This window comes from Paenibacillus sp. IHBB 10380, from assembly GCF_000949425.1.
Lineage (GTDB): Bacteria > Bacillota > Bacilli > Paenibacillales > Paenibacillaceae > Paenibacillus_AQ.
The window spans coordinates 1,279,863-1,302,778 of record NZ_CP010976.1; the positions used below are offsets into that span (position 1 = coordinate 1,279,863).

Sequence of the window (22,916 nt, forward strand, 5' to 3'; positions counted from 1 at the left end):
TATCATAAATAGTCCTTAGATACACATGAATAAATGTAGTCGTATTTCTTTTTTTGCTAGGTGATTACTAGGGGGATAGCCTATGCGCTGGCTTAAACAGAGTTTGTTCAGTAAATTGCTAATCGGTATGCTGCTCGCAACCGTGGTTCCATTTTCATTATCCAATATAATTGCGTATCAGACGACATCTAGCTCCATGAAAGAACAAGTGATTGAACTGAATTATAATGCGATGGAGATTATATCGAATAATTTGAAGATCTATATTCATGATCTAAATCTGTTGTTAGGTTCTTTCTATGTCGATCCGCAGCTCATGAGTTATCTCAGATCAGAACAGACATCGCCACTTCAGAAGTTGTACATCTATAACAAAGTGAACGCCATGTATATCAGCCGGTCAGAGTTCAATGCGGTTAAGTATATTAGCAACTTAAAAAAGCAAGCGTTTACATCTTCGGATGTTGGCAATAGCGAGCTAGAGAACCTGTTGCAGGACTATGACAAGATACAGGGTGAATCCATGCAATATAGTGTGAAACATCTGGGGAATAAAGAGGTTCTGCTGATGCAGAAGAATTTGATTGACTATCCAAGATCGACGATACTCGGAACTTTAAATATGTATGTTGGACTCAGAGAGATTGATAAACTGATTTATTCCCAGCTCTCTACGGACGATGCGTATTTTTTGCTAATTAAAGACGAACAGCAGCTTCTCTACAGTTCTAATGAGGATACGGCAGGATTAAGTCATATCCAAGGCAAACTGCTCGGGAGCCGAGGATTCTTTGAAGGAGAATTGGAACGAAGAGAAGGGGTGTTTATCTATGTGCACAATGAATACAATGATTTTCCGTTCACATTAGTGAAATTTGTGCCCAATGCCGTTATATATTCCTCTGCGCACAAGACCATTAACCGATCCTTACTCATTCAATTCATCGCCATTGCCTTCGTCGTTGTACTAGCCATGATTCTGTCTTATTTCATAATTCTCCCTGTGAGAAGACTAATTCGCAATATTGCTCGCGTTGAAAAAGGCCACTTTGATATTCCGAAGGGGAAGAAGCGAACCGATGAGATGGGCCTTTTGGAAGATCGATTCTATGGGATGACTCGGAATTTGGATGACTACATGAATCGCGAGCACCGATATCGTTTAGAGCTAACTACAGCGCAACTCAAGATGTTGCAGGCGCAAATCAATCCACATTTTCTATACAATACGATGCAATCCATCGGTACGATTGCGATGAAACACGGCGCTTACGAAATCAGTGATAAAATATCGGAATTGGGATCGATTTTGCGGTATAGCATGGATTTTCAGACCGAGATCGTCATGTTGGAGATGGAGTTAAAGCATATTGAAGACTACATGTCTCTTCAACAGGGCCGATTTAAAAGTAAATTATCGTACACTATGTCCATTCCTCCAGAAGCGCGATATTTGGAAGTACCTAAGATGCTGCTTCAGCCGCTTATTGAGAATAGTATCGTACACGGAATTGAAAGAGGACGAGGCTATGGATTTATACACCTTGATGTTGCACTAGAGATCAAGGAGTCAGAGCACTTGCTGTGTATTCAGGTGATTGATGATGGAAAGGGAATCACGTTGGAGACGATCGAGGCCATTCGCCAGGATTACGTAGAGGACAAACTGCACTATGGTAAGAATGGCATTGGATTAATCAATGTGTTGCAACGGTTGCGATTGTTTTATGGTCCAGGATTTACTTGGGAAGTGACAAGCGTTCCTTTTGAAGCAACCATCATCTCATTACATATCCGAATGGTGATGATTCCAAGCGATTGAATGAAGAGGAGGGGCTTCTGTGAAAGTATTAATTGTTGATGATGAAGAGCACGTAAGAGAGGGAATTGAACTGGCTATAGACTGGGATCGGTTTGGTGTGAGAGAACGATTTCATGCGGAGAATGGTCTTCAAGCACTGGATATGATTCGATTGCACAAACCTAGCGTGATGTTCTGTGACATGAGTATGCCCGAAATGAATGGGATTCAATTATTAGATATGATTCGCGAGAAATATCCCAATGTACAGATTATTGTTGTTAGCGGTTACAACGACTATATGTATACACGAGCCACGATTAAGGCGAATGGTATCGATTATATTTTGAAACCGTTTAAGAAGAAGGATGTGGAACAAGCCCTTTTGCAAGCGGTAACATTATGTGAATTAAGGGAGGACACCATGCGTGTGGAGAGAGATACAGAGTTTCTCCTAAAACAGGCTGACTTTTTAGTGATTGAGCAAAAAATGAATCAGTCCCTCAAGGAGGATACTCCGAATTATACCGAACTCAATGGGTATTTTCACAAGTCGAAAATGGCGGTAGAATGCCTTCGAGCGACCATCATTTTGATGCGTGACAGTACTCTACGTATTGAACAGAGGTATGAAGGGAATGCAGAGTTGTTTGCATTTGCTCTAAGAAATATTGCTTCTGAGTCTTTAGAAGAGTATGGTGCACATCTATTATTCCGGTGTGACGATTATCGTTGGTTATTGCTGACGGCCGAAGAGCCTGAGAGCTTAACGAATAAGCTGCAGTATTTCATCAAGAAGATGACAGCGGCTTGGAAGAAGACCATTGGCTTAGAGGTGTTGACGGGCACAAGCAAGAGGGCAACCAATCTACAACAAATTCAGGAACAGATCGATTCAGCTAGGGAAACGCTAATGGATTCCCCTATATCTGCTGAATATGACAGCACCTACGACGGTGACGATGTGAAACCGAGCCTATCCAACCAGGAATTACTGTTGAATATCGCTTTAGAAGACCGTAATAAGACTTATGTCACTGAGATTATACATGGCTTTGCCGAAGAGCTTCGTACATGCCGTATGTTGCTTTTTAAAGATTTGCAGATGATGACCAAGGAAGCCAACTATATGTTGGAGCGAGCCAGTCGTAAGCTGCATAAGGATGTAGACGATTTATCTATTCCATTATGGATTAGCTATATTGCAGAGTGGGAGACGAAGATGATTCAACAATGGTGGCGGTTGATTGAAGTTAGTGGTATGGATGGGTATGAAAGCCGAGGGATACAGGCCATCCATGAGTATATCCAGCAGCATTTTCATGAGAATATTACCATGATTAGTTTATCGGAGCATTTCCATTTCAGTCCGCAATACATTGCGAAGAAATTCAAAGAGATGTACAACACCACGGTGGTCACTTATCAGACGTATTTACGAATGCAGAAGGCCAAGTCATTGCTGATGCATACCGAGATGTCCGTGATCAAAATCGCGGAGATCATTGGATATGCGGACGAGAACTATTTTAGCAAAGTATTTCGCAAGCAAATGGGCTTATCCCCGCTGAAATATCGCAAACAAGTGAGAGGTTCATAATTTACTCTTTTTAGCGAATATAATCTCTGTTTCCGCTGACAAGTAATTTGTAAAATAAAGGTGTAGCAAAAGAAAACAACTACTTAAGGGGGAATAGAGATGCGTAAGGTAATGTTAATGCTTCTCACGAGTATTGTATTTTTGTCATTGATCAGCGGTTGCGCTGGCGGCGGAAGTACAAACAGTAAGAATGAGGCAGCCAATAATAAAGGAAATTCAAACAGTGAAAAAGTAACGATTAAGATCATGGATTTCAAGACCGAAATTACAGACAAAATCAAAGCCATGACTGCGGATTATATGGCACTAAACCCTAACGTCAACATTGAGGCACAAGTTACAAGCAACTACGATACGTTATTGAAAACACGCTTTGCAGCTGGCGATGGTCCTGATATCTTCATGACTCGAGCGTATACAGACATTCAAGATTGGTCCGATCGCTTGGTCGATTTATCTGATGAGCCATGGATGGACAAGGTGGTTCCTTCAGCGGAGCCAGGAATGACCGTAGACGGCAAGAAGCTGGGCTTCCCGCTCGCTGTAGAAGGATATGGATTTATTTATAACAAGGATCTATTCTCCAAAGCGGGTATTAATAATGTGCCAACAACGCTAACGGAGCTAAAAGAAGTAAACGAGAAGCTCAAAGCTGCACAAATTTCCTCCTACTCGGAAGGGTACAAGTCATTCTGGGTATTGGGTCAGCATTTATTCAATCTTCCATTTGCATTTGAGAAAGATCCAGCAGCGACAATCGGGAAAATGTACAAAGGAGAGGCTGGAATCTCTGATTTGACGAACCTGAACGGATTCTTTGATGTGTTAGACATGACGATTCAATATGGTAAAGGCACAGATACAATTGGCTTAAGTTACGATAATCAGGTTTCAGATTTTGCATCCGGCAAAACAGCGATGATGCAACAAGGGGTATGGGCGATCGATTCGATTACAAAAATTAACCCAAATATGAATATTGGAATGTTCGCGATCCCGCTTAATGACAATCCTGAAGATACTAAAATGCCTATCGGTGTATCAACGTACTACTCGATTAGTAAAGAATCCAAAGCCCTTGATGAGAGCAAGAAATTCTTATCATGGCTGCATGAGAACGGGCAGAAGTATATCGTAGATTCCTATAAAATGATTCCTGCTTTCACCGATTTGAAGACGATACCTGAACTCGGTCCATTAGCAGAAGATTTGAATACGTACCTAACAGAGAACAAAACGTTGATTTGGTCCTTCCAGTTGTGGCCATCTGGCATCGCTGAAGATTTCGCAGTACCTTTGCAGGCTTATGTAGGCGCACAATATGATAAAGACCAAACCATAAAGGAACTACAGGATATTTGGAACCAAAAAGTCAAAAAGTAGGGATGATTAGGCATGATGATTAAGACACGTAGACGATTGATATATGTCGCTTTTGTGGCACCTGCTATCATTTTCTTCACTTTAGTTATTCTAATTCCCTTTCTGAGAGCGATTGTTTACAGTTTTCAGGACTGGGATGGCATTAGCAGCAATATAAGTTGGGTGGGGTGGAGTAACTATGAACGGTTATTCCACGACACTGCCTTCTTACGATCCTTTATATTTACCGCGAAATACGTTGCGATTACAACGATTCTACTCAATGTATTTGGTCTATTGCTTGCCCTAGGGTTAAATCAAGCCATTAAATTTCGGAACCTCTTGCGAACCATCTTTTTCTTACCGTACGTAATGGGTTCGGTCATCGTAGGCTTCATCTGGCAATTCATTATTACAAATTTGTTCAGTGAAATCGGCGCTACGACAGGATGGTCGCTATTTCAGAAAAATTGGCTAAGCCTTCCAGATTATGCCTTCTGGTCGATCGTGATGGTAGCGGTGTGGCAGTCTGTTGGATATTTCATGATTATTTACTTGGCAGCACTTCAAGGTGTGCCGAAAGATATGCTGGAAGCTGCTGAAATTGATGGCGCAGGCTATTGGAGCAGAATGTGGAACGTGATATTCCCGCTCATTCGTCCGGCATTAACCATTAACTTATTCTTGGCGATTGCGAACGGCTTCAAGGGCTTTGACCTGAACTATTCCCTTACAGGCGGGGGTCCATTCGGAACAACGCAGTCGTTAGCATATCACATCTACACGGAAGGTTTCGGAAGAAACTTGTTCACCTATGCTTCAGCGAAAGCGGTTATCTTCTTCCTTGTTCTTGCTGCTGTCACCTTAGTTCAGTCCATTGTGCTGAAACGTAGGGAGGTGGAGTTATAATGCATAAACGTAAAAATAAACGTCAATGGATCGTATTCACGATATTAGCTGTCTTTGCTATTGTTGTTTTCTTTCCCTTGTATATTACATTAGTTAATTCCTTTAAAACGTATAATGAGGTTGTCTCAACGGTTGCATCACTGCCAACTACGTTTAATTTCGGTAACTTTGAGACGGTATGGAAGCAACTTAATTTTGGTGGCGTACTTATGAACTCGCTTACCATTACAGTTTTTTCGGTGGTGGGGATATTAATCATTAGTGCACCAGCTGCGTACCAATTTGTCCGGCGTCCGGGTTGGGTGAGTTCGATGTTATTTTTACTCATCTTGTCTTCTCTCGTCATCCCGTTCCAGACGTTAATGATTCCGCTAGTGAAGGTAACTAGTGAATTACACCTTATGGATTCGATTCCCGGTATCATTATCATGTATTGGGGCTTTGGGATTCCGCTAGCAGTGTTCCTATATCACGGCTTCATCAAGTCCATCCCGCGTGAGTTAGAAGAGGCTGCTTTCATTGATGGTAACGGCATTGTAGGTGCATTCTTCCGGGTCGTGCTTCCGTTGTTGAAACCTGTGACGACGACGATTGCGATCTTGCATTCACTATGGATTTGGAACGACTTCTTGCTTCCGTTGATCACACTCAGCTCGGAGAAGAATCGGACGATTTCGATTGCTTCATCCGTCTATTTCGGTCAGTACATGAACGAATGGCATCTGGCTATGGCGGCGTTAACGATGGCTTCCATCCCGGTTATTGTGTTCTTCATCTTCATGCAACGAAATATTATTGATGGTATTACGGCAGGAGCGGTCAAAGGATAAACGGCTGTTCAATAGGCGTGTTATCCAATTAAATAAATATGGATTATGTAAGTTTAAGAGGCCCGTCTCCCTTCATTTTGATGGGAGGATGGGTCTTTGCTTGTCTAGCGTTTGAATTTATCATACACGCAATCAGCGTGGAAGAATAACGGAGGTATAGGTGCGATGATGAAATATGATATAGGAAAGGGCAAGTTGAAGAATTGGATCGTTGCTGATTCTAGTTTTTCCAGCAGCTTATTAGGTAAGGCCGAAGCAATCATGTCCTTAGGGAATGGATATATGGGACTTCGAAGTGCGACAGAAGAGCCCTATGTAGGCGAGGTAAGGAATTTATTCGTGGCCGGTACATTTAACAAATCAAATTCGCTAGAGGTATCCGAGTTGCCGAATGCTGCGGATGTGACACGACTCGATATTCGTGTGGACGGAGAACGGTTGGATGTGACACCTTCACGAACAGCGAACTACGTACGCACTTTGAATTTGAAAGTAGCGGAGTTGACGAGATCGTTCATATGGTTAACATCGTCGGGGAAAGAAGTGGCCTTCACTTTCAAACGCTTTGTGTCGTTGGATAACCTGCACCTCATTGCCATGAACATGGAAATTGAATCACTTAACGCAGATGTTGAAATTTATGTTGAGAGTGGTGTGAATGCACAAGTAACCAACAGCGGGGTGCAGCACTTCTATGAAGGCGAGAAGCGTATTTACGATAAGAAGTACATTGAATTACTCCAGAAAACGGTCGAATCAGATATCGATTTTATGTTCCATACCGTTCATCGTGCAAGTCTAGACGGCGTTACGTTGGAAGATCCCTTCATGCGCATTGACCGTAGAATGGTTATGCTAACGTATAAGTGTACCGTGACAAAGGGACAAAAATTATCGCTACAGAAACTAACCACGGTTCATACTTCACGGGATAAAGAATTTGCGGGAATGGAATTGCAGGCGATGTGCGAACAAGCGCTATCCAGCTTAAAAGTCAGTGAGACAAAAGGTTACGATGCTTTGCTACACGAGCATGCGTTAGCCTGGGAGCAAAAAGTATGGGGCTTATACACCTTGGACATTGACTCTAAGCATGATTTCGATTTACTTGCAGCTAGATTTGCCTTGTACCATTTGACAGTTATGACGCCTGCTCATGACGAGAGGATGGGAATTGCAGCGAAGGGGTTAAGTGGCGAAGGGTATCAGGGGCATTCGTTCTGGGATACGGAAATGTTCATATTGCCTTTCTTTATCTATTCGAATCCAAAGGTTGCACGTTCGTTGCTGACCTATCGTTATTTAGGCTTGGAGGGCGCACGAAAGAAAGCACAAAGTAATGGGTATGAAGGAGCCATGTATCCTTGGGAAGCGGCTTGGCCAAGTGAAGGAGAAGTTGCACAGGAGTGGGGCCGAGTAGATATTGTAACAGGGAAGCAGACGAAGATCTGGACCGGATTTATTGAGCAGCATATTACTGCGGACATCGCTTTTGCCGTGCGGCAATATTACATGGTTACCGGCGACCAGGCATTCATGGATGATCATGGTTATGAGATCATCTTCGATACGGCGAGATTCTGGGTCGATCGCTTGGAATGGGATGAAAGCAAACAGCACTATGGGATTAACGATGTCATTGGCCCGGATGAATACAAGGAGCATGTCGACAACAATGCGTTTACGAACTATTTCGCGCATGAGAATATACAGCTTGCGATCACGTACTATCAGCAGTTAAAGGAACAGAATACCGATGTGTTTAACAGGCTCAATGAAAAACTTCAGTTGGACGAGGTTTACATTGCTTGGAATGAAGCCATCGGCAAGCTATATTTACCACAGCCACGAGAAGAGGATCTGGTTATTCCGCAAGATGATATGTATTTAATGAAGCGAATCATTGATTTGACGAAATATAAGAATCAGACGCATGTGAATACCATCTTTGAAGATTATAGCTTAGAGCAGTTAAGTGACATCCAAGTATCGAAGCAGGCTGACTTAATGATTTTATTCTACTTGTTAGAGGACAAGTTTAGCCAAGAGGTCAAGATCGCTAACTACAATTATTACGAGCCAAAGACGATCCACGACTCTTCGTTAAGTTTATCGACGCATGCCATATTGGCCAACGATTTGAATGATACCTCGTTAGCCTATCGTTTGTATAGACAGGCCTGCGAAATTGATTTGGGACCCGAAATGAAGTCCTCAGATTTAGGTGTGCATACAGCTTCAATGGGTGGGATATGGCAAATCATTGTAATGGGATTTGGCGGCATGCGGATGATGCATGGAACGTTAAGAATGAATCCGAAGTTGCCGTTACATTGGAACAAGCTAGAGTTCGCGATCAACTGGCAAGGACAACGTTTGGAGGTTATCGTGACGAAGAATGAACTGGTCATCAAAGCGGTGAATCAAATGCCTGTAACGATTGAAGTCTATGAAACCGAATACAGCTTTGATCAGGTATTAACGGTCAGTCTCAACGAAGGAGGGCAATGAAGATGAAGCTACAAGCAGTATTATTTGATTTGGATGGCGTTATCACGGATACGGCAGAGTATCATTATCTAGCATGGAAACAAATGGCAGATCATATTGAAATAGATATCGACCGAGAATTTAATGAAACGCTGAAGGGAATCAGCCGGATGGAATCACTGGAACGCATCTTGATCCATGGCAAACGTGAGCGTGATTTCTCTGGGGAGCAGCGTGAGGCTTTGGCAAAAGAGAAGAATGATCATTACGTTTCTTTGCTCACCCATCTTTCACCTGAAAACACGTATCCGGGGATTCTAGAATTGCTGGAACAGTTGAACCAAGTACACATTCCTGTCGTGCTTACATCCGCTAGCAAGAATGCGCCTCAAATCCTGAAGTCTCTCGAATTGGAAGACAAGTTCCAATATATTGTGAATCCGGATGGAATTACAGGAAAGCCTGCTCCGGATATCTTCTTGAAGGGTGCGCAGGCTGTAAGTGCCGATCCCAAGTACTGTATTGGCATTGAAGATGCACAAGCGGGAATCGAAGCCATTAAAGCAGCGGGAATGTACGCTGTTGGGATCGGTGAAGAGCGCTTATTAAGTATTGCAGGTGCTGATATCGTATACGACAGTACTGCGAAATTAGATCTTTATTCGTTAATAAACGCGGCATCATTGGCATCGTAGCATTCGATTACAATACAATCATATGAACAATGCAGCCTGTGCTAAGAAAAGGGCTGCATTTTCATATGATAAGAATTTATTGGATGATCCCTAACAATTGTAGGTTTATTATGAGGCAGGAGTGACTCTACATTGAGCAGGCTGGATTGTAACGTTTAAGTAAAGCTTTGTAAAATTTTTGTAAAAGGATTGAAGTAGCATGAAATTAGAGCTTAAAATATAGTCGTATTCAATGATCAGAAGAAAATCAAGATGTAAGTGAGAATAGGGTGAGTGTAGAACAGATAGAAGCATGCGAGAGGCTGTACAGATCAAATCTTCGCAAACGTATAAAAAGATAAGGAGTTTGCAACTGTATGGAGACAAATGAGCATATGAAACCACAGGGCAAGCAACAAGGGAAAATCTCTGTTCTGATGGAGGTATTAAGTGTATCGACTAAACTCGGGCTAACCTCCTTTGGAGGACCGATTGCACACCTCGGTTATTTTCATAACGAGTACATTCGTCGTCGGAAATGGATGGATGAACGAAGTTACGCTGACCTAGTTGCACTTTGTCAGTTTCTTCCTGGCCCGGCCAGTAGTCAGATTGGGATAGGAATTGGCATCGTAAGGGCAGGATTACTAGGCGGCATAGTCGCTTGGTTAGGATTCACACTTCCCTCTGTCATTGCTTTAGTGGCTTTTGCCTTCCTGCTGAAGGGATTTGATATAGTAAACGTAGGATGGATTCATGGACTGAAAATCGTTGCTGTAGCCATTGTAGCTCATGCTATCTTAGGAATGGGGCGAAAGCTCACACCGGATCGGGATCGTGCTACGATAGCGGTTATCACTGCAACAATTACTTTATCTTGGCAAACTGCTTATAGTCAGGTTCTAATTATTCTTGCAGCGGGAGTCGTAGGGTTATGGTTATACCGTAAGAAAGAGGTGGAGGATACACCCGAATTACCAATGGCTATAAGTCGATCCTTCGCCATAGCCTGCCTCGCTTTATTTTTCGGTCTTCTCCTAGTACTTCCGCTGCTTAGACAGTGGGGAGATAGCGAATGGCTAGCGATGTTTGATAGCTTTTATCGGTCGGGATCTTTGGTGTTTGGTGGAGGTCACGTCGTATTGCCGATTCTAGAACGTGAGGTAGTTCCTACAGGTTGGGTAAGTCAGGCGGATTTTCTAGCAGGGTACGGCGCTGCTCAAGCTGTCCCAGGGCCTTTATTTACATTTGCAAGTTATCTCGGAGCCATGCTGGGCGGAATATCTGGTGCGATCATTGCGACCATTTCCATTTTCTTACCAGCATTTCTCCTCGTTGTGGGTATGCTCCCGTTTTGGAATGTTCTAAGAAATAGTCCGAGAATCCAAGGTGCGTTGGTAGGCATAAATGCTGCGGTCGTTGGTATATTGCTAGCTGCGCTGTATGATCCCCTTTGGACTACTGCAATTTTGGAACCTATGGATTTTGCCCTAGCGATCCTATTGTATATTATGCTTGTCTTCTGGAAGCTTCCGCCTTGGGTGATTGTCCTTACGGGAGCTGCGGGAGGAATGGTGCTGGGGTTCATATAAGACAGTAATTTTATTAGAACAAACAAAGGAAGTAGACAATATTTAACGAATAAGTTTAATTGGACTTTAATTGCAATAATGATGTGTGGAATGACATTATAATACATTTTCAGAATCGTGATAGGGGGTTTGACAATGGATATAATCTGGGGAAATGTGATCATACAGATTCTTTTTCTTGGGTTAGTGTTAGGACTAATACTACTGTTAGTTTATAGTCTTACACGCTTTATAAAATATAGGAGTACTCATCAATATTCAACTCCTGAAACATTGAGAAGAATAGAACAGAAGATTGACACATTAATTGAGAAAAACAAATGACGTTAATGGATTCATCTTATACATAGCTTTAGTCAGAAATGATATGAACAATACTTTATACATACTGAAGGAGATTAACGAGGAGGAATGGCGTATGCAATTAAATAATTGGTCTGAGGACCTTATTTCTTATAGTTTATCCCCTGAATATTCTATTCAAAAGGCCGAACCAGAGATTTGGGGAGTTTACTGTTCTGTTTATTATAATATGCAATACAATGGCTTTTTTAGGGAGCAAGGCTACAATGCTCCACAGCGGAACGCCTATTGGATCTATCAAGGCGAATCCCGAATAGGCGGAGTAAGAATGGCTCCCAATAGAATATATCATCTATTTTTTATTCCTCCATTTAACGATTCTTTTAAGGTATTGAAATTACTTACAAAGATTCTATTACACTGGTCTGATCGAACACAATATATAAAGACTTTTGAAGTTCTTCCTGATCAAGTGGATTTGTTTGCTAGAGCAGGCTTTTGGCCGGACGAGTTCAGATGTCGCTGGATGCAACGCCCTACCGATCATTTCGATGTGACATGGGATGATAGTCTTATCATCGAGTGTCCTCAAATTGAAGACAATGGGATGGGTGCTAAGCGATTTGTTAACGAAGATGAAATTGCTAGATGTGATTATAGTATCTTTACAGGAAGTATTGATGCAATAAGAAGAAAACAACTGGCCCTCGAAGATTTTATTCCGGCAGAAGATCCGAATTATACAAATGAAACGTTACTTCAAGCGTCTACACTTGTGTATGAAAAGAATACCGGTCTGCTCATTGCAAACTGTCGTCTTTGCTTACAAGACAATTACGCAGCGGTATACCAGATAGGTGTCTTACCGGCTTATAGAGGACGAGGATTGGCATCAAGCATGCTGAAAAGAGCGCTTGCTCTTCTTAAAGATAAGTATCCAATTCTAAGATTGTATGTTATGCAAGGTAATAATGCTGAGTCTGTTTATTTGAACATGGGATTTGTGCCTGGAGTACAAGAAGTACAGAATATGTATATTCCAGCGATCGGTAGCAATGAAAAGGGAGGTGTACCAATATGAAGGTGTTAAATACTTTACCAATTAAATAAAGAGTAGTAATGAGGAGAAATTATGTTCCTTCGTAGTGTTGAATTATTAAGAGAAAAGATAAAACAAGATAATCAATATCCATTTTCAATTCCTACTATTCAAACCATGGATGTCATAAAATTGACGAGTAACGTAACTTTTTTCGTTGGAGAGAATGGTTCGGGTAAATCTACGTTGCTTGAAGCTATGGCCTACCAATGTGGATTTAATACAGCTGGTGGGGGTAGAAACAACAATTATAATCTAGAGGCTTCGGGATCTGCATTAGGTGAACACATACGATTGTCTTGGCTACCCAAAATAACGAATGGTTTCTTTCTAAGGGCAGAATCATATTATAATTTTGCAACACATATAGACTCGGTCGATGCACAGAGATACTATGGAGGTCAATCTTTACATGAACAATCACATGGAGAGTCCTTTTTGAGTTTATTTGTCAATCGATTCAGTGGCAAAGGAATTTATTTACTGGATGAGCCTGAAGCGGCCTTGTCCCCATCAAGACAACTCGCATTTCTTAGATTATTATACGATCTAAAGGATACATCACAGTTTATTATTGCAACGCACTCTCCCATTATTCTTGGATTCCCCGATGCACAAATTCTTAGTTTCGATCATTCACCCATCCGTGAAATTCAATATGAGGAGACAGAACATTATCAGATAACTAGGAGGTTCCTTGAGAATAAGAAACGATATTTGAATGAGCTATTTGATGACAGTGAAGAAGAGTTCTAGCTCAAGGGCCCTCCGTATCATACAAAATCAAATAACGCGATAATTAAGCTGGGGTAAGGAGTGGTATATTCAAAACGCACGTTACCAAAGATGACCATCACGCAGAGTACATTTAAGAAAATGAAAATGGCAGTCTAGAGGTTACGTTAACCTTCTGGACTGCCATTCGTTTCTAAAATTAAGTTATAACTTATTGCTAGTTCTAACGATTCAAGCGGTAGCCGCCATGGAAGACAGGCCCCACATATTCATTGAAGATATAGCCGGCGCGAATAGCAGCTAAGACAAAATCTTTGGCCTTCGCAACGGCTTCATGGATAGGAAGACCGTTAGCTAAACCACCGGTAATTGCTGCGGCAAAGGTGCAGCCAGCCCCATGATTCGTTGCGGGCTCAATTTTGTCTGCTTCAAAGATTGTATAATCAGCACCATTGTAGAAGACGTCTACAGCACGATCTCCGCCTAGAGCTTTTCCACCTTTAACGACGACATTGCGCGCTCCAAGGTCATGAATAAGGCGAGCAGCTTCCTTCATATCTTCAATCGAAGAGAGCTTACCGAGACCCGACAGCACACCGGCTTCGAATAGATTAGGTGTTACCACGGTCGCCAGGGGCAGCAGTAAATCACGGATGGCATGAGCGCTTTCGGGATTCAGAACCTCGTCTTCGCCTTTACATACCATGACTGGATCAATAACTACATTGGTCTGGTGATTCTCCTTAATGGCTTGCTCCACAACACGGACAATGTCCACACTTCCCAACATGCCGGTTTTCATAGCATCGACGGGGCCGCCTGCAAAGATGGTTTTCAGCTGCTCTGCAACAATCGTGGCATCGATCGGATATACATTGTGATGCCAGCCCTTGTCTGGGTCCATTGTTACAATGGTAGTTAAGGCGCTGAAGCCGTAAGTGCCATATTCCTCAAATGTTTTTAAATCTGCTTGAATGCCTGCGCCTCCACTGGAGTCACTTCCGGCAATAGTTAAGGTTTTAATAATTTTTGTCAATGCTAACGTCCCCTTCTTCTATAACTGATTCATAAAATGTGAATTGAATTGATTATAACAAAAATCCACACATAATTATCTTTTTCTTGATTGTTTATGTAAAATTCACGTGATTTTCATGAACAGATTGAAAATCATTCGAATTATCATCCAATTTCAGGAATGAAAAATTATTGAACGGTAATGATGCGAAGCTCCCGTTGATTGTTAAAAGTATATTTAACATGATTTCTTGCGTTAAGGCATACTTTCAGATCACCTTATAGTTAAAACCTATAGCTTTTATAGAAATTATATCTTGGAACAATGAGAGTGACGGTGTTATCATTAGTTTCAATCAAGAGATGTCTTAGTGAGGCAGATCTTCCAAAGTTCGAATTCAAGATGGGGTGAATATGATGAGTAAAAAGACAATGTTTGAGAAAATTTGGGAAAACCACGTCATTCATCAAGAAGAGAGTAAACCTAGTATTCTGTATATTGATTTACATCTCGTTCATGAAGTGACATCTCCACAAGCGTTTGAAGGACTTCGTCTTAGTGGACGTCAAGTTCGTAGACCTGAGCTAACTTTTGCAACGATGGACCATAATGTTCCAACGCAAGATCGTTTCAACATTAAAGACCCGATTTCTAAGCAACAAATTGATACACTTTCACAAAACTGTCGTGATTTCGGTGTTAAGCTGTATGATCTTGATTCAATCGATCAAGGGGTAGTACACGTTATGGGTCCTGAACTCGGACTGACGCATCCAGGTAAAACAATTGTATGTGGTGATAGCCATACTTCAACTCACGGTGCTTTCGGTGCATTGGCATTCGGTATTGGTACAAGTGAAGTTGAACACGTGCTTGCAACACAATGTCTACAACAATCTAAAGCTAAAACGATGGAAATTCGTTTTGTCGGTCATCGTAAAGCAGGCGTGACAGCTAAAGATATGATTCTAGGCGTTATTGCTAAGTATGGTACGGATTTCGCAACGGGTTATGTTATTGAATATACAGGTGAATCGATTAGAACGCTGACGATGGAAGAGCGTATGACAGTATGTAATATGTCCATCGAAGGTGGAGCGAGAGCAGGTATGATCGCTCCAGATGAGACGACATTTGAATATTTACGTGGTCGTCAACATGTACCTCAAGGTGCTGCGTTTGACAAAGCTGTTGAAGGTTGGAACGAACTGTTGACAGATGAAGGAGCTTCATTTGATCTTGTATTGGAATTCGATGTAGATTCATTAATTCCACAAGTGACCTGGGGAACAAGTCCAGGTATGGGGACAGATATTACTTCTAAAGTTCCAGTTCCATCAGAGTTGCCTACAGAGAACGAACGTAAAGCTGCTGAGAAAGCATTGGAATATATGGGGCTTACACCTGGTACCCCGATTTCCGAAATTACAATAGATTATGTATTCATTGGTTCATGTACGAATGGTCGGATTGAAGATTTACGTGCCGCAGCTGAAGTGGCTAAAGGTTACAGCGTATCTGGGCAAGTGACAGCTATTGTTGTACCGGGATCAGGAAGAGTCAAAATACAAGCCGAAGAAGAAGGGCTTGATAAAATATTTACAGAGGCTGGATTTGAATGGCGTGATGCAGGTTGCAGTATGTGTCTCGCAATGAATCCGGATGTATTGAAGCCTGGTCAACGTTGTGCTTCAACTTCGAATCGTAACTTCGAAGGACGCCAAGGACGAGGTGGGCGAACGCATCTTGTATCCCCAGCTATGGCAGCGGCAGCAGCGATCAAAGGACGTTTCGTTGACGTTCGCGATTGGAACTTTAAGACAGAAATAGTTAGCTAAAGAGAAGAAAGAGAGGGATATATCCTATGGAAGCATTCACTAAATTAACAGGTATTGTAGGGCCCGTGGATCGGGTTAACGTAGATACAGATGCTATTATTCCTAAACAATTTCTAAAACGGATCGAACGGACGGGTTTTGGACAGTTCTTGTTTTACGAATGGCGGTTTGATGAAGAAGGCAAAGACAATGAAAATTTCGAATTAAATAAGCCTCGTTATAAAGGTGCATCAGTACTCGTATCTAGAGCCAACTTCGGCTGTGGATCATCACGTGAACATGCTCCTTGGGCAATCATGGACTACGGTTTCAAATGTGTTATTGCACCTTCATTTGCAGATATATTCTATAATAACTGCTTTAAGAATGGCATTCTGCCCCTTAAATTGTCAGAAGAGCAAGTGGAAGATGTGTTCCAGCGGACTGCTACGCATGAAGGCTACAAGATGCATGTTGACTTAGAGAATAACACGTTGACAGATGATTATGGTCTGCACATCGATTTTGTGCTTGATGAGCACCGTCGTCAATTCCTGTTACAAGGATTGGATGACATTGGCTTAACACTTCAACATGAGTCTGAGATTACTGCATACGAGCAAAAGCGCGCTAGTCAAGTATTGGTATAACAATCTTTGACATCACATAGAGTTGATTGGAATCTTCTAAGTCCTTGTTTCCAGGGATTTAGAAGGTTTTTTGTTACGTTCATAAATACAAATTGGATAGAACAGTGTGATGGTCAACGTGGAATCAGTAATAAAAATAGATCTATATTTTTGTTCATAAGTTTGGTTGTTATGTCCTTGTGTCTTGCGGCATGCGGCGGAGGCAACAACTCAGGCAGCACAAGTAACGCTGGCGGAGCTAATACTTCAGACAAAGCAACAACGGGGACAAAGACAACGGAAGTCGCTACAGAGAGAACGTTGACAGATCCATTAGGGCATGAGGTTAAAGTTCCTGCGAATCCAAAACGGATTATAGCATCTTACCTGGAAGACTATCTGGTGACCCTAGGAGTAAAACCAGTGGTACAATGGTCCGTGGCGAATGGCATTCAGGATTACCTGCAGAATGAGTTAACTGGAATTCCTACGATTCCTTACGATATGCCTTATGAAGTCGTTGCAAGCCACAACCCGGATCTAATTATTATGGGTTCGAGCAATACGATAGAAGGGGATAAATATGCACAATACGCCAAATAGCCCCAACGTACGTACTCGGAGACGAGATTAACAATGACTGGCGCAAAGCGTTGCTGAAGGTGGGAGAAATTCTCGGCAAGAGTAAGGAAGCACAGAAGGCGCTGGATGACTATGATGCTAAGGCAGCAGAAGCAAAAGCGAAAATCCAGAAGGTGACTGGAGGGACGAAGTCGGCTGCAGCGATATGGATGATTAATAAGAAGTTTTTTATCGTCGGCGATAATGTATCGAGCGGTTCGGTTCTGTATCAGGATCTAGGAGTGGCCGTACCAGAAACAGTCAAGAAAATTTCGAATTCTAAAGCTAGCTGGAACCCGATATCGCTGGAGGAAATAGCTCAGCTGGATGCGGATTATATTTTCCTCATCAACAGTGACCAAGCGGACGAGGCGAAGGCACTTCAGGATACGGTCTGGAAGAGTATTCCGGCTGTTGTAAAAGGTAACGTGTTTGAATTTGACAAAGCGAGCACATGGTTGTATTACGGAGCAACTGCGAACTCACAAACCATCGATAATATTGTAAATAGCATTGTGAAATAACGAGTACACATTTAGAGGTGTCCTGCAGCCAAAGCTGGGGACACCTTCTTTGTTGTTAGTATTGTTCAAAAGTTACTTTTGTTAAGAAATGGATCGTGATTATCGCTGATTAGCCTAAATAACGTTCTGCTCCTCGCCTAAATATTTAGCTCATCCTAACTCGTTGGTAAATTTATGATAATTATTTGTAATATTAAGGAGGATATTGACCCCTCAAACGAGAATATTATCTTAACCATATAAAAAGATTTATGAAGTATTATGTCGTCGTTAAGTTTTTGTTTAGCATAAATTTATCAACTGGGGTGGAAAATGAAGAAATTTAGTATTAGTTTTATGTTGCTATGGTGTGTTTTTTTCATGTTTTTGTCAGGTCAAGGTCATGCTGCGACGGACTCAAGAATGTTTCTAGATGGTAAAGAGCTGAGCTTGCCCGAGAAAGTAGAAATAGAGAACCTAGATGGTAACATTATGATTCCTATTCGAGTTGTTGTGGAGAACTTAGGGTTCAAGGTGACTTGGAATCAGAAGAGTCAAAGTGTTAAAATTGAACAACGGGATAAAGTGGTTCAACTCGTTGTTAATAATCAGGTTGCTACGGTAGATGGGAAACAGGAAAATTTAGATGCAATGCCATTATTACGTAAAGGCTCTGTTGTTGTGCCCATTCGATTTGTCAGTGAACAGATGGGGATGGAAGTACGGTGGAATAATACTGACAAAATTGTATCTCTGACTACACCAGTTATAGAATCTATAACAGAACCTGTTATCGATCCCTCTACAGGAAGTGGAAGTAAACCAGTGACCTCTGATCCCGGAGCTGAACCATCAGATTTCTTATCTAAGGTTAATGCTATCCAGTTTAGTGATAATCAATTAAGAATTTCAATAAGTGGGAGTGTTCAACCGAAAGTTTCCACGTTAACGGGACCCGACAGAATCGTGTTAGATTTACCAAATGCCATGTTCTCCGATTCATTTGGGGATTCACAGAATCTTGATGCTAGGTCTAACGGTAAATTAGAAGTTATTGGATATCCGGACGTATCTGGTGTAAGATATTCACTGTTCAGCTCTAATCCATCGACAGTTCGTATGGTTGTAGACTTAAACTATGCTATGAAATATACATTGCTGAATGAGACTAATGATTCTACTCTTATTACTCTTCAACTTAATAGCGGAGAGGATGCTGTTTCTCCCGATCCAAATGTACCTAATGGTAATGATGGACGTAAAATAGTCGTCATTGATCCTGGACATGGCAAAGGGGATCCAGGAGCTATTAGTGTGACTAAGAAGAAAGAGAAAGATTTCAATCTGGCGCTTGCTCTAAAAGTAGAACAGCTACTACTGCAAGAACCCAATATTCAAGTGGTTATGACACGAAATTCGGATACTTTTCCAACACTACAAGAGCGTGTATCTATCGCGAACAATTTGAACGCGAACGTATTTGTTTCTATACACGGCAATAGTAATCCCGCTTCAACTCCAAACGGAAGTCAGACATTCTATTATAAACGTGATGATAGTAAGGCGTTAGCGAATGTGATGCACACATATTTAATGACAGCCACAGGATTGAAAGATAGGGGGGTTACTAGCGGTAATCTTCATGTTATTAGAGAAACAAAGATGCCTGCAGTATTATTAGAGGTAGGCTTCTTGAGTAATACTTATGACGAAGCATTGCTATTTACAGAGGATTTTCAGAATAATGTTGCAAAAGGAATTGTGGATGGGATTAAAGAATATTTAGGAGTCAAGTAAGGCGATTTCTCACGAAGGACGTGGCAAAATGAATAAAAAAGTAACCTGTACAGCCGCATTAACTCTCATACTAGTATTTGCAGTAGCCTGTGGACAAAAGCCATTGACGGGTGCTGATCCACAGTCATCTTCTTCTAATACCGTGGATAGTTCCAATAATACTGCTACTGATAACGAAAAAGATAACACAACAGATTCTGTAACAACAGCTAATCCGCCAGCTAAAGCTACGGACACAGACTCAAACACAAACACAGACTCAAACACAAACACAAACACTAAAGAAGGCGATGGCACTTTAACATCGGAGGGTAATACAGCGGCTGAGAAGATGCAAAGTGAGACGATTACTGCTTATTATACTGATCCAGAGGTTATGGAACTGCATAAGGCACAGCAAGAAATACAATATAGTAATGATATTGAGAAATATAAAGCAGCATTTAAGACTTTACAAATAGATAGCAATCCTGATTTAATTCCATTATGGGGTATGGTGGAGTTGAAATCTTTAACTTCAACCCATGGTGATATTTCAATGGATATCCATTTGCCAGATGAAGCACGCCTAGGATCTGGGGGCGAAATGTTCGCATTAGATGCTCTATACAATACGCTTTTCCAATTTGAAGAGGTTAAGTCTATTGACTTGACCGTAGATGGTAAGTCAACAGAGAGCTTAATGGGGCATGTCGAACTAGAGCATCCTATGGTTCGTGATTAAATATTTCTATTGGTTGATAGTGCAAGTCATGATTTGTTTTTTGTAAGAGAAGAGGGATAGAACAGAGAGTTATTTCTGTTCTATCCCTCTTCTTTATATTGAGTAATAAGCCTGCTATTCATATACTGATATGCACATTTACGCAAATGGTATAGTTAAAAAGACGGAAGACTTTTTTGAAAAAAGGAAGATTTACGCAACTTTTATAGTATTAGAGCGTCTAATAGTTGTCGAATGGGAGGAGTGAACCGGTGACAAAAGTCAGTAGAGAAGTTAACTATACTAGGATAGTAGGGGTGAATGATGAAGAAATTTAGCTTTCTGTTGTTGGTTCTAATCTTCGTTATGGTATTTCCAAGTAAAGGACAAGCCGCCACGGCAAATTCTAATATTTTCTTGGATGGTAAAGAATTAACCTTAACGACTAATGCGAAAATTGAAAACGTCAAAGGTAATATTATGATTCCAATTCGTGTCGTCACGGAGAATCTAGGGTTTCAAGTCGGATGGGAGAAAAAGACGGGCACGGTGACCATACAGAACGATAGTAAAACTGTTAAGCTAGTTGTAGATTCAAAGACTGCGACAGTCAATGGTAACGAGGTAGCCTTAGAGGTGTCCCCTTTATTACGTAGTGACACGGTTTTAGTTCCAATTCGATTTGTGAGTGAAGAGATGGGTTTACTAGTTAGCTGGGATAACGCTAGCAAAACGGTACGTCTAATTACCTCGGATAACGGGAGTGGAAACACAACACCACCGGATAATGGAAATAGTAATGAGGGACTTGCCATGATTAATGGTCTCAGCTTCAGCGAGAACCGTTTACTCATTGCAACGTCAGGTAATATTCAACCTAAAATATCTACCTTAACCGGACCTGATCGGATTGTTATTGATGTTCCAAATGCTGCCTTTGGAGATACATTTGGCCAACAACTTGATCAGAATTTACAAGGAGAGTTTGCAGTAAATGGGTATCCAGATGTATCCAAAATACGATATTCTCTTTTCAATAATGCACCATCCACGGTTAGAATTGTAGTAGATATGAATTATTCTAACAATTATACACTTACTAATGATGGTAGTTTATATATCGTGAATATAGACACAGCAGACACTAAACCCACTCCACCAGTTGGTGGAAACGGTAAGAAAATTGTTGTCATTGATGCAGGTCATGGTAATCAAGATCCAGGCGCAACAGGTATTACGGGTAAGAGAGAGAAGGATTTCAATTTAGCAGTTGCACTTAAAGTCGAAAAACTTCTTAAAAAAGAGCCGAATATTGAATTCGTTCTGACGCGTAGCAATGATACTTTTCTTGAATTGAAGCAACGGGTAAAGATTGCGAATGATTTAAAAGCAGATGTATTTGTATCCATCCATGCCAATTCGAGCGGTTCATCGGTCGCAACGGGTACCGAAACTTATTATCAAAGGGAGAGCAGCAAGTCATTTGCTAATATCATGCATAAGTACTTAGTTAAAGCGACGGGTCTTAAGGACCGTGGTGTTCGCTATGGTAACTTTCATGTGATACGTGAGACTAAAATGGCAGCAGTACTTTTGGAGGTAGGATACCTTAGTAATAAGAACGACGAATCGGCCCTTTTTAATGAAACCTTCCAAAACAATGTTGCCGAAGGTGTCGTTAAAGGGATCAAAGAATATCTTCAAATTAAATAAGAGCAAATCCTCAAAGGAGGCAGAACATGAATAAGAAATTATGGTGCATTGGACTTCTTACCTTGGTGATGGTTGTAGGTGTCGCTTGTGGACAGAAACCTACTACCGGACCAAATGTAAGTAACAATAATGGTAATACGGTGACTGAGGAACAAGGTGCGGCGGGTACTCCGGATGAGAATACGGTGCCTGAGGTAGGAAGTAATGGGACAGAAGGTGAATCTACCCCAACAACTCCTGATACAACAGCAGAAGTAACTCCTACACCAACAGAAACACCAACTCCAACTCCAACTCCAAAACCAACAGAAACGGTTAAAAAGGAGACGATTGAAGTTTATTTCACTGATCCGCAAGCTATGGAGTTAATGAAATCTAAGCAAGAAATTACTTTCGAAGATGATATTCAGAAATACAAAGCAGCTTATAAAGTTTTAGCAAGCAGTGCTCATTCGGAGTTAATTCCACTATGGGCCAAAATAGAACTGAAATCACTTGATTTCAAAGTGGGCGCAATCACTTTAGATATTCATATGCCAGATGAAGCACGCCAAGGTGCAGGTGAAGAACAATTTGCGATTGATGCACTAAGAAATACGCTGTTTCAATTTGATGAAGTGAAATCTATCGAATTATTGGTGGATGGAGAAAAGGTTGAAAGTCTAATGGGACATGTCGAACTTGAACATCCAATGATGAAATAATAGAGAAAAGCAGGAA

The 22,916-nt window shown here is 41.4% G+C and carries 20 protein-coding genes; 19 read left to right on the forward strand and 1 reads right to left on the reverse strand.

Annotated elements, in window-relative coordinates; translation table 11 throughout:
- Positions 1-82: 82 nt before the first annotated feature.
- The 11 genes from UB51_RS05820 to UB51_RS05870 all read left to right on the forward strand — a co-directional run bounded on the left by UB51_RS05820 (position 83) and on the right by UB51_RS05870 (position 13,416).
- The gene (locus UB51_RS05820; protein WP_044876497.1) at positions 83-1,822 is read left to right on the forward strand and encodes a sensor histidine kinase; all 1,740 of its coding nucleotides are present in this window, start codon (positions 83-85) and stop codon (positions 1,820-1,822) included.
- A 19-nt stretch (positions 1,823-1,841) separates the two neighbouring features.
- Complete coding sequence (locus UB51_RS05825) at positions 1,842-3,401, forward strand: response regulator transcription factor (RefSeq protein WP_044876498.1); 1,560 nt, start codon at positions 1,842-1,844, stop codon at positions 3,399-3,401.
- Positions 3,402-3,500: 99 nt separating this feature from the next.
- Positions 3,501-4,784 carry an ABC transporter substrate-binding protein gene (locus tag UB51_RS05830; RefSeq protein WP_044876499.1) on the forward strand — a complete coding sequence of 428 codons (1,284 nt, stop codon included), beginning with the start codon at positions 3,501-3,503 and terminating at the stop codon, positions 4,782-4,784.
- Between the two features lie 12 nt (positions 4,785-4,796).
- Positions 4,797-5,672 carry a carbohydrate ABC transporter permease gene (locus tag UB51_RS05835; protein WP_044876500.1) on the forward strand — a complete coding sequence of 292 codons (876 nt, stop codon included), beginning with the start codon at positions 4,797-4,799 and terminating at the stop codon, positions 5,670-5,672.
- Entirely contained in the window at positions 5,672-6,502 is an 831-nt protein-coding gene (locus tag UB51_RS05840; RefSeq protein WP_044876501.1) for a carbohydrate ABC transporter permease, read from the forward strand. The genes UB51_RS05835 and UB51_RS05840 overlap by 1 nt, the downstream gene beginning before the upstream one ends.
- Positions 6,503-6,667: 165 nt before the next feature.
- Positions 6,668-9,013: a glycoside hydrolase family 65 protein gene (locus UB51_RS05845; RefSeq protein WP_044876502.1), complete on the forward strand. Its 2,346-nt coding sequence runs from the start codon at positions 6,668-6,670 to the stop codon at positions 9,011-9,013.
- A 2-nt stretch (positions 9,014-9,015) separates the two neighbouring features.
- On the forward strand, positions 9,016-9,687 hold the full coding sequence (gene pgmB / locus UB51_RS05850) for a beta-phosphoglucomutase (RefSeq protein WP_044876503.1): 672 nt from the start codon (positions 9,016-9,018) through the stop codon (positions 9,685-9,687).
- Between the two features lie 356 nt (positions 9,688-10,043).
- On the forward strand, positions 10,044-11,258 hold the full coding sequence (locus tag UB51_RS05855) for a chromate transporter (RefSeq protein ID WP_044876504.1): 1,215 nt from the start codon (positions 10,044-10,046) through the stop codon (positions 11,256-11,258).
- Between the two features lie 135 nt (positions 11,259-11,393).
- A complete protein-coding gene (locus UB51_RS29565; RefSeq protein ID WP_044876505.1) occupies positions 11,394-11,582 on the forward strand; it encodes a DUF4083 family protein in 189 nt (62 codons plus the stop codon).
- 94 nt (positions 11,583-11,676) lie between these two features.
- Positions 11,677-12,642 (forward strand): GNAT family N-acetyltransferase, encoded by a 966-nt coding sequence (locus tag UB51_RS05865; RefSeq protein ID WP_044876506.1) that lies wholly within the window; start codon positions 11,677-11,679, stop codon positions 12,640-12,642.
- A 51-nt stretch (positions 12,643-12,693) separates the two neighbouring features.
- Positions 12,694-13,416, forward strand: a complete 723-nt coding sequence (locus tag UB51_RS05870; protein WP_044876507.1) for an AAA family ATPase — start codon at positions 12,694-12,696, stop codon at positions 13,414-13,416.
- Positions 13,417-13,618: 202 nt separating this feature from the next.
- On the opposite strand, the gene thiD is transcribed toward UB51_RS05870, so the two are convergent.
- Positions 13,619-14,431, reverse strand: coding sequence for a bifunctional hydroxymethylpyrimidine kinase/phosphomethylpyrimidine kinase (thiD, locus tag UB51_RS05875; RefSeq protein WP_044876508.1), 813 nt, complete (start codon positions 14,429-14,431; stop codon positions 13,619-13,621).
- A 398-nt stretch (positions 14,432-14,829) separates the two neighbouring features.
- On the opposite strand from thiD, the gene leuC reads away from it, so the two are divergent.
- The 8 genes from leuC to UB51_RS05910 all read left to right on the forward strand — a co-directional run bounded on the left by leuC (position 14,830) and on the right by UB51_RS05910 (position 22,900).
- Positions 14,830-16,251 (forward strand): 3-isopropylmalate dehydratase large subunit, encoded by a 1,422-nt coding sequence (gene leuC, locus UB51_RS05880; RefSeq protein ID WP_044876509.1) that lies wholly within the window; start codon positions 14,830-14,832, stop codon positions 16,249-16,251.
- Between the two features lie 26 nt (positions 16,252-16,277).
- Entirely contained in the window at positions 16,278-16,880 is a 603-nt protein-coding gene (gene leuD / locus UB51_RS05885; RefSeq protein ID WP_044876510.1) for a 3-isopropylmalate dehydratase small subunit, read from the forward strand.
- Positions 16,881-17,051: 171 nt separating this feature from the next.
- Positions 17,052-17,462, forward strand: coding sequence for a TroA family protein (locus UB51_RS28725; protein WP_234405550.1), 411 nt, complete (start codon positions 17,052-17,054; stop codon positions 17,460-17,462).
- A gap of 50 nt (positions 17,463-17,512) precedes the next feature.
- Positions 17,513-18,004 (forward strand): ABC transporter substrate-binding protein, encoded by a 492-nt coding sequence (locus UB51_RS28730; protein ID WP_234405551.1) that lies wholly within the window; start codon positions 17,513-17,515, stop codon positions 18,002-18,004.
- A gap of 312 nt (positions 18,005-18,316) precedes the next feature.
- Positions 18,317-19,780, forward strand: a complete 1,464-nt coding sequence (locus UB51_RS05895; RefSeq protein WP_044876511.1) for an N-acetylmuramoyl-L-alanine amidase family protein — start codon at positions 18,317-18,319, stop codon at positions 19,778-19,780.
- Positions 19,781-19,808: 28 nt separating this feature from the next.
- Positions 19,809-20,504: a GerMN domain-containing protein gene (locus UB51_RS05900; RefSeq protein ID WP_044876512.1), complete on the forward strand. Its 696-nt coding sequence runs from the start codon at positions 19,809-19,811 to the stop codon at positions 20,502-20,504.
- A gap of 303 nt (positions 20,505-20,807) precedes the next feature.
- Positions 20,808-22,196 carry an N-acetylmuramoyl-L-alanine amidase family protein gene (locus UB51_RS05905; RefSeq protein WP_044876513.1) on the forward strand — a complete coding sequence of 463 codons (1,389 nt, stop codon included), beginning with the start codon at positions 20,808-20,810 and terminating at the stop codon, positions 22,194-22,196.
- Between the two features lie 26 nt (positions 22,197-22,222).
- Positions 22,223-22,900 (forward strand): GerMN domain-containing protein, encoded by a 678-nt coding sequence (locus UB51_RS05910; protein ID WP_044876514.1) that lies wholly within the window; start codon positions 22,223-22,225, stop codon positions 22,898-22,900.
- Positions 22,901-22,916 lie beyond the last annotated feature (16 nt).